This window comes from Inquilinus sp., assembly GCF_057815775.1.
In genome coordinates this window covers 1-7,830 of the sequence record NZ_JBYRFX010000933.1, presented here as the reverse complement: position 1 = coordinate 7,830, position 7,830 = coordinate 1, and the positions used below count along the sequence as shown (strand labels likewise).

At 70.4% G+C, this 7,830-nt stretch carries 7 protein-coding genes; 6 read left to right on the top strand and 1 reads right to left on the bottom strand.

Annotated elements, in window-relative coordinates:
- The first annotated feature begins 83 nt into the window (after positions 1 to 83).
- Genes AC3XYG_RS33340 through AC3XYG_RS33320 form a run of 5 tightly spaced genes read left to right on the top strand, consistent with a single transcriptional unit; the run spans position 84 to position 5,713 of the window.
- A complete protein-coding gene (locus AC3XYG_RS33340) occupies positions 84 to 1,010 on the top strand; it encodes an ABC transporter permease (RefSeq protein ID WP_489144189.1) in 927 nt (308 codons plus the stop codon).
- A gap of 40 nt (positions 1,011 to 1,050) precedes the next feature.
- A complete protein-coding gene (locus AC3XYG_RS33335) occupies positions 1,051 to 1,830 on the top strand; it encodes an ABC transporter permease (RefSeq protein ID WP_489144188.1) in 780 nt (259 codons plus the stop codon).
- A complete protein-coding gene (locus tag AC3XYG_RS33330) occupies positions 1,817 to 2,884 on the top strand; it encodes an ABC transporter ATP-binding protein (protein ID WP_489144187.1) in 1,068 nt (355 codons plus the stop codon). Before AC3XYG_RS33335 ends, AC3XYG_RS33330 begins: the two co-directional genes overlap by 14 nt.
- A 2-nt stretch (positions 2,885 to 2,886) precedes the next feature.
- Positions 2,887 to 3,483, top strand: coding sequence for a cysteine hydrolase family protein (locus tag AC3XYG_RS33325; protein WP_489144186.1), 597 nt, complete (start codon positions 2,887 to 2,889; stop codon positions 3,481 to 3,483).
- Positions 3,484 to 3,487: 4 nt separating this feature from the next.
- Positions 3,488 to 5,713: an MGH1-like glycoside hydrolase domain-containing protein gene (locus AC3XYG_RS33320; RefSeq protein WP_489144185.1), complete on the top strand. Its 2,226-nt coding sequence runs from the start codon at positions 3,488 to 3,490 to the stop codon at positions 5,711 to 5,713.
- Between the two features lie 159 nt (positions 5,714 to 5,872).
- Here the strand turns inward: AC3XYG_RS33320 and AC3XYG_RS33315 are convergent, their stop codons facing one another.
- Positions 5,873 to 6,715: a GNAT family N-acetyltransferase gene (locus AC3XYG_RS33315; RefSeq protein WP_489144184.1), complete on the bottom strand. Its 843-nt coding sequence runs from the start codon at positions 6,713 to 6,715 to the stop codon at positions 5,873 to 5,875.
- A gap of 424 nt (positions 6,716 to 7,139) precedes the next feature.
- On the opposite strand from AC3XYG_RS33315, the gene AC3XYG_RS33310 reads away from it, so the two are divergent.
- A partial coding sequence (locus tag AC3XYG_RS33310) for an NAD(P)-binding protein (RefSeq protein WP_489144183.1) occupies positions 7,140 to 7,830 on the top strand: 691 nt, incomplete at its 3' end.

Below are 7,830 nucleotides of genomic sequence, written 5' to 3'. Positions count from 1 at the left end.
GCAACGCGTTAATCGTTCTCCATGCAGCCGGGTAAGATGCGAGAGTTCGAGGGGAAGGCGAGCGTGACCATGGGGGAAACCCGATGACCGAGACGGCGGTCCCCACCACCGCATCCGCCATCACCGCGCCTGCCGCGGCTGGTGGAGCGGACAAGCGCGGCTGGCTGGGCACGGCGGCACTGCTGCTGCCGGCCTATGGCTGGCTGACGCTGGCGATCTTCCTGCCTCTCCTGATGATGCTCGGCTTCAGCTTCCTCAAGGTCGCGCCGTTCGGCGGGCGGGCGATCGTCGCCACCTTCGACAACTACCTCGCCTTCTTCCGCCGGCCCTATCTGCTCGACGTCGCCTGGACCTCGCTGTCGATCGGGTTCTGGACGACAGGCCTGTCGGCGCTGATCGGCCTGCCGGCGGCGCTGGCCCTGGCGCGCGCCACCTTCGGCCGCACCCGGCAGGTGCTGTTCCTGCTGATCATCCTGCCGTTCTGGACCAATGGGCTGGTCCGCGTCTTCTCCTGGACCATGGTGCTGCGCGACGGCGGCATCATCGACGGCCTGTACCACTGGGTCGTGCCGGACGCGGCGCCACTCGGCCTGCTCTACACCTATCCCGCCATCGTGGTCGGGCTGGTGCACGCCTACCTGCCCTACATGATCCTGACCTGCTATCTCAGCGTCGTCGCCATCGACGACCAGATCCTGGAGGCGGCGCGCAGCCTGGGCGCCCGCGCGCCCGTGGTGTTCTGGAAGGTGATCCTGCCGCTGGCGACGCCGGGGCTGATCTCCGGCTCGGTCCTGATCTTCGTGCCCGTGATCGGCAGCTTCATGGAGCCGCGCATCCTCGGCGGCCGGGTCGGCGTCACCATGGGCACGGTGATCGAGGACCAGTTCACCCAGGCCTTCAACTGGCCGCTGGGCGCTGCCCTGTCCTTCATCATGCTGCTGATCGTGCTCGCCATCTTCGCCCTGGCCTCGCCGGTGCTGAAGCGGCAGCAGGGGGGAGGGGCCGCCTGATGACCGGAGTGCGAAGCACGACCCGGGAGGGGACCGACCAATGAAACGCCTGGGCCTGGTTCACCTGCTGCTGGTCATCGCCTTCCTGTACCTGCCGATCACGGTCATGGTGGTGATGGCGTTCAACGCCTCGCCGCTGTACGAGCTGCCGTTCAGCTTCTCGCTCGACTGGTTCGCCAAGCTGCCGGACAACGACCGGTTGCTGACCGCCAGCGGCAACAGCCTGATGCTGGCGGTGACCACCGCGGTGCTGGCGACCGCGATCGGCGTGCCGGCCTCGCTGGCCCTGTCGCGCCGCAAGTTCCGCGGCCGCACCCTGCTGCAGATGCTGCTGCTGCCGCCGATCGCCATTCCCTGGCTGATCACCGGCACGGCGATGCTGGTGTTCTTCTTCTCCACCGGCATCGGCCGCGGCCTGTTCGCCATGACCGTCGGCCATGTCGCGCTGGCCATCCCCTATGTCGTGCTGGTGATCGGCACCGGGCTGCAGTCGCAGCGCGCCGACCTGGAGGAGGCGGCGATGAGCCTGGGGTCGACGCCGCTGCATGCCTTCTTCCGTGTCACCTTGCCGTTGCTGCTGCCCAGCATCATCGCCGCGGCGCTGTTCGCCTTCGCCGTGTCGCTGGACCAGTTCGTGGTCTCCTACTTCCTGGCCACCCCCGGGGTGACGACCTTGCCGGTGGAGATCTACTCCGCCATCCGCAAGGGCTTCACCCCGGAGATCAACGCCATTTCCACCATCCTGCTGGGCGCCTCGATGATCTTGGTCCTGGCCTTCGCCCTTCTGTCGAATATGGGAGGCGCCCGTGAGCGGCGTTGAGGTTACCGCCGTCAGCAAACGCTACGGTGCCGCCACGGTCCTCGACCGGATCACCGCCAGCTTCGAGGCCGGGCGGTTCACCAGCCTGCTCGGCCCCTCCGGCTCGGGCAAGACCACGCTGCTGCGCATCGTCGCCGGCTTCGTCATCCCGGATGAGGGCGAGCTGCGCATCGGCGCCGCCGAGGTGACGCGGGTGCCGGTGTGGAAGCGGCGCATCGGCATGGTGTTCCAGTCCTACGCCCTGTTCCCGCACATGACGGTGCTGGAAAACGTGATGTTCGGCCTGAACCGGCGCGGCGTGCGCGGCCCCTCCGCCGCCAAGGAGGCACGCGAGGCGCTGGAGATGGTGCGGCTGACCGGCTTCGAGGCGCGCAGCCCGAAGCAGCTGTCCGGCGGGCAGCAGCAGCGCGTCGCCCTGGCCCGCGCCATCGTCACCAAGCCCGAGGTGCTGCTGCTGGACGAGCCGCTGTCGGCGCTGGACCGCCGGCTGCGGCAGGAGATGCAGGTCGAGCTGAAGCGCATCCAGCGCGAGAGCGGCCTGACCACCATCTTCGTCACCCATGACCAGGAGGAGGCGCTGACCCTGTCCGACCGCATCGCCATCCTCGACCGCGGCCGCATCGTGCAGGACGGGGTGCCGGGCGAAATCTATGAGCGGCCGCGCACCCGCTTCGCCGCCTCGTTCCTCGGCGACGCCAACTTCCTCGAAGGCACGGTCGCGGCCGGCGGGGAGGGCGTGGCGGTGCCGGGCGCGCTGGTCCGGGTCGCGGGCAGGCTGCCGGCGGCCGGGTCGACCGTGACCCTGGCGGTGCGGCCGGAGAAGATGACGATCCTGGCGCCGAACACCGCCAGCTCGTTCGAGAACGCCCTGCCGGCGACGCTGCGCGAGGTGATCTATGCCGGCGCGGTGTCGACCTACCTGCTGACCGGGACGGATGGCCGCGAGCTGAAGGTGTTCGCCCAGAACCGCGCCCAGGACGGCGCGGGGTTCCAGCCCGGCGCGTCCGTCGTCCTGGCCTGGTCCGCCGCCCACACCATCCCGATGGAAGACTGACCATGCTGCGCTTCGGGCCGCTCGGGCCGAACACCATCCATGTCGCCATCGACCTGCAGCGGCTGTTCGCCGAGGACACGGTGTGGTCGACCCCGACGCTGATGGACATCGTCCCCAACGTCGTCGCCCTGACCAACGCCCAGCCGGGCCGCACCCTGTTCCCGCGCTTCGTCACGCCGCAGGCGGCGGCGGATGCGCCCGGCACCTGGCGCCGCTACTACACCCGCTGGCACGACGTCACCCGGCCGATGCTGGCGCCGGGCATGCTCGACCTGGTGGCGCCGCTGGCGGCGATCGCCCCGCCGGGCAGCATCATCGACAAGCCGACCCATTCCGCCTTCGCCGTGCCGGAGTTCATCGACCGGTTGGCGGCGCTGGGGGCGGACACGCTGCTGGTCACGGGGGTCGAGACCGATGTCTGCGTCCTCGGCACCATCCTCGACGGCATCGACCGCGGCTTCCGCATCGTCACCGTGTCCGATGCGACGACCAGCTCGTCGCTGCCCGGCCATTGCGCCACGCTCGACCTGATCCTGCCGCGCTTCGACCAGCAGGTGGAGATCGTCACGACCGAAGCGGCCCTGCGGGCCTGGAGCTAGTTTCATGCTGCGCGATACCACCGTCCCGCTCGCCCGGGCCTGGAACACTTGGTCCAGCCGCCCGGCCGAGATGGTGTTCCTGCCGCTCGGCGTGCGGGTGACGCCGCTGGCCTTCGCCGGCAGCACCCGCACCGCCACGCTGTTCCCGGCCGGCACCGTCAAATACGGCCGCCACGCCCTGGATGCCTCGCTGGTCGAGCTCGATCTCGACCATGCCGGCACCAACCTGGCCTGGCGCTGGACCAAGCCCGGGCCGTTCGAGGTCGCAGGCACCTGGCGGACACAGCAGAGCGGCGAGTGGGGCCTGCGCTTCTGGATCAACATCTGCCTGTCGGCCGAGGGCGGAGAGGTCGTGCGCTGGGACCCCGCCGGTGCCGCGGTGGTCAAGGTCGGGCACCGCTTCGTCGCCCTGGCCAGTGCCGAGCCGCCGGTGCAGGTCACCGGCCACGCCACGGTCGAGGCCGCGGCCGAAGACTACGAGACCAACGGCTATTTCCACCTGGGGTCGCGGTCGGAGGCGGCGCCGGTGCTGGTGCTGCGCTTCAACCTGGAGATGATGAGGAATGGCGGCGTCGGCGTCGCCGTGGCCGACCGGGCGGACCTCGCCATCGCGCGCGCCAAGGCGCTGGCGGCCGCGCCGGGCGATGCGCCTGTTCTCCCCGGCCAGACCGGTGCCCAGGCCGGGTCGCTCGATGCGCTGCGCGACGTCATGGCCTGGAACAGCGTGTGGGACGAGGTCAATGGCCGGCCCTACACCTCGATCAGCCGCAACTGGAACCTGTCGAAGTTCGGTGGCTTCGGCGTCTGGCTGAACGACCAGCTGTACAACGCCCTGCTGACCGGCTTCTTCGACCAGGAGATGGCGCGCGAGAACCTCGCCGCGTCCCTGGCCAGCGCCACGCCGCAGGGCAATCTCGCCTGCCTGCTGACCGCGAACGACGCCTGGGTCGACCGCACCCAGCTGCCGATCGGGTCGTTCCTGCTGTGGCTGCTTTACCTCCGCTCCCGCTCCCGCCCGATCCTGGAGCTGGCCTATGAGACGCTGGCCCGCAACCACGCCTGGTGGTGGCGCGAGCGCGACCCACAGAACCGCGGCCTGGTGTCCTACGGCACCTCGGATGTCGGCGAGGGGCTGTACAAGGGCACCTCCTTCGGCGCCCGCAACGAATCCAGCATGGACAACTCGCCGATCCATGACGAGGCGGCGTACGACCCGGAAACGCGGACGCTGCGGTCGGTGGATTTCGGGCTGAACAGCCTGCTGGCCTTCGATGCCGAGGTGCTGTCCTGGATCGCGGCCGAGCTGGGCGACGACGCGGCGGCCGCGTCGCATGCCGAGATCGCCGACCGCACCCGGCGGGCGATCGGCGCCGAGCTGTGGGACGACAGCCGCGGTATCTTCGCCAACCGGCTGTGGTCGGGCGATTTCGTGCGCAGCCTGGGCCCGACCAGCTTCTACCCGCTGATCTGCGGCGCCGCCTCGGACAATCAGGCGCAGCGCCTGCTGCAGCATCTGCGTGACCCCGCCACCTTCGGCGGCGCCTTCGTCATTCCCGGCACGACGCGGGACGACCCGGCGGCCAAGGACAATTCCTACTGGCGCGGCCGGATCTGGCCACCGCTGAACTGGATGGTGTGGCACGGGCTGCGCCGCAACGGCTTCGAGGGGGAGGCGACCAAGCTGGCCGATGACAGCCTGCGCCTGTTCCGGCAGGTGTGGGACGAGCGCCGGCTGTGCCCGGAGAACTACAACGCCGAGACCGGCGAGCCGATGGACCAGCCCGACACCGAGGGCTTCTATGCCTGGGGGGCGCTGATGCCGGCGCTCGGCGTCGCCAGGGTGATGGACATCAATCCCTGGGGCGGGTGGGAGCTGGTAAATGACGGCGCCGACGCGACGCTGGGCCCGATCGCCAGCCCGGCCGGAGCGGTGACGGTGCGCATCGCCGATGGCGTGATGGCGTTGCAGCAGGGCGCCCGAACCCTCCTGGAAACCAACTTCGTCGGCCGGTTGTCGCAGCTGCGCTTCGGCGCGGGCGACATTGCCGTCACCCTGCCGCCGGACCTGCCCGACGGCGTCTGGTTGCGCTTCCCATCACTGGCGCCGGACCGGGTGCTCGATCTGCGCCTCGGCGACGCTGCCGCGACGTGGCGGGCCGACGATGGTGTGGGGGTGGACGCGCTGCCGGCCCGCGCCGCCGGCGCCACGCTGCGGGTGTTCCTGGCGTAGGCTCTACCGCGCGATCAGAGACCGTTTGGGACTGCGTTGGTGTGAGTCGGCTGGTGGTGGTTTTGAGAACCGGAGCGCAGCGGACATGGTCGTCCGTGAGCACGGGAAGCGCAAAAGCCGCCATCAGACAGCCGCACCGGCGCAGTCCCGAACGGTCTCTCAAGCCGCCCGGTAATGCGCCCGGATATAGGCGGCGCTGAAGCCGGCGCGGCGGAAGTTGCGGTAGGAGGGATAGGCGGCGTCCTGCCCCATCGGCGGCTGGGCGGTCTCGGCCGAAAAGCCGGTCACGCCGGCGGCGATGCCGTCGGCGACCCGGCGCGACAGCAGGGCGGTCTGCGCCCCGCGGCCGCGGCAGGCCGGCAGCGTCGCATCCATGCCCAGCCAGCCCCAGCCGCCATCGAGGAACAGGGCGCCGGCGGCAACCGGGGCGCCGCCATCATAGGCGAGGTAGGGGCGCCAGCCGGGCCGGCCCACCAGGGCGGCGAACCAGGCGGCAAAGGGCAGGGGCAGTTCGAACCCCGCCTGCACCACCGCGCCGAAGGTGGCGGCGTCGCGCGGCTCCACCGGCCGGACCTCGATGCCAGTGGCCACCGGGTGGGCCGGGATGTGGCGTGGCCCGCGCTGGAACTTCGACCAGCCGGTACCGAACGGCCGGAGATGCCGTTGCTCCAGCCAGGGCAGCATCGTGTCCGGCGCGGCGGGGCTGACCTGCAGCACCCAGGCCGGGTTGGCATGCGCCTGCAGCCAGGCCGTCGCCTTGTCCAGCGCCGCCTCGGTCACCGGCTGGCGGACGCCCAGGCCGACGGCCCGATTGAACGCTGCGGACGGAACCTCCCGGACCGCGAGCAGAGTCATCGCGCCGTGATCGGCGGCCCGCACCCCCAGCCGCTCGGCCACCCCGGGCGGCGTGGCGGAATACCAGTCGAGCCAAGCCGTGCATTCCACCCGCTCGGCGGCCATCAGCTCGGGCCGGCTGTCCATGCCGGCGCTGTCCCGGATCATGCTGTCCCCCTGTCAGGATCTCGCTCGGCGGCAGGCTGATCCTGGCCGCGGGCTCGGAACGTCCGGCCCCTTCGAAGCAATGGACTCCTGTACGGCGCCGGCGTTACCGGGCGATATCAGGGCACGTCCAAATTGTTGCAGATGCAATATTCGGGGTGAAACCTTGGAAACACCCACCCGAGAGGTCGCGGGCTCGTGCCATCCCGAGGGGCCGTGAGTTTCAGCCGATATTCCATCGGTAGCGCTTATTCCCACTGCTGCAATTTTGCGGCAATCGTGGGGGATGATGGTCTCCAGAACGGGTTTCAAGGAGATCGCAATTGCGTTTCGGGACAACCACCAGATTTCGACATCACGGGGCCGCGACCGAATCTCTTCGCGCGCCAGCCTGGTTCTCCCGTTCTTCGGCGCAGGAGCAGGCGTGATGGCCAGGCACCTTGGCGAACACGCCATCATCATCGGGGCGGGGATCGGCGGGCTGTCCGCGGCGGCCGCCGTCGCTGGCCATTTCGCACGCGTGACCGTGCTCGAGCGCGACGAATTCCCGTCCGATCCCCAGCCGAGGGCGGGCGCGCCGCAATCCTTCCACATCCACGTGCTCCTCGCTGGCGGCCTGGTCGCCCTGAACCGGCTCCTGCCGGGCTTCGATCGCGACGCCGTCGCTGCCGGGGCCGTGCCGATCGAGTGGGGTTTCGACGACCACGCCGAGTTTCCGGGCCTCGGCGCCGCCCCGAAGCGGCACCTCGGCCTGCCCGGTATCTCGGCCAGCCGCGCGCTGCTCGAATTCGTCATCCGGGCGCGTGTCGCGGCCCTGCCGAATGTCACGTTGCAGGGCCGGCATCGCGTCCGGGCGATCGTGGCCCGCCGGGACGGCGCCGTCACCGGGGTCGAGTGCGAGGGCGATGACGGCGGCAAGGTGATCCTCGACGCGGATCTCGTGGTCGACGCCACGGGCCGGGGCGAGCTGGCGCGGACCGTGCTGGCCGCCACGGGCCACGCGGCGGTGGCGCGCACCGCCATCGGCATCGACGTCCAGTACGCCACCGCATCGTTTGCGGCCCGGCCCGGGGCGCGGGACTGGCGGGTCGGCGTGACATTCCCGGATGCGCCGCCGG

Coding starts and splice junctions, on each gene's coding strand:
- AC3XYG_RS33320 (WP_489144185.1), top strand. CDS start 3,488: ATGCTGCGCGATACCACCGTCCCGCTCGCCCGGGCCTGGAACACTTGG.
- AC3XYG_RS33315 (WP_489144184.1), bottom strand. CDS start 6,715: ATGATCCGGGACAGCGCCGGCATGGACAGCCGGCCCGAGCTGATGGCC.
- AC3XYG_RS33335 (WP_489144188.1), top strand. CDS start 1,051: ATGAAACGCCTGGGCCTGGTTCACCTGCTGCTGGTCATCGCCTTCCTG.
- AC3XYG_RS33340 (WP_489144189.1), top strand. CDS start 84: ATGACCGAGACGGCGGTCCCCACCACCGCATCCGCCATCACCGCGCCT.
- AC3XYG_RS33325 (WP_489144186.1), top strand. CDS start 2,887: ATGCTGCGCTTCGGGCCGCTCGGGCCGAACACCATCCATGTCGCCATC.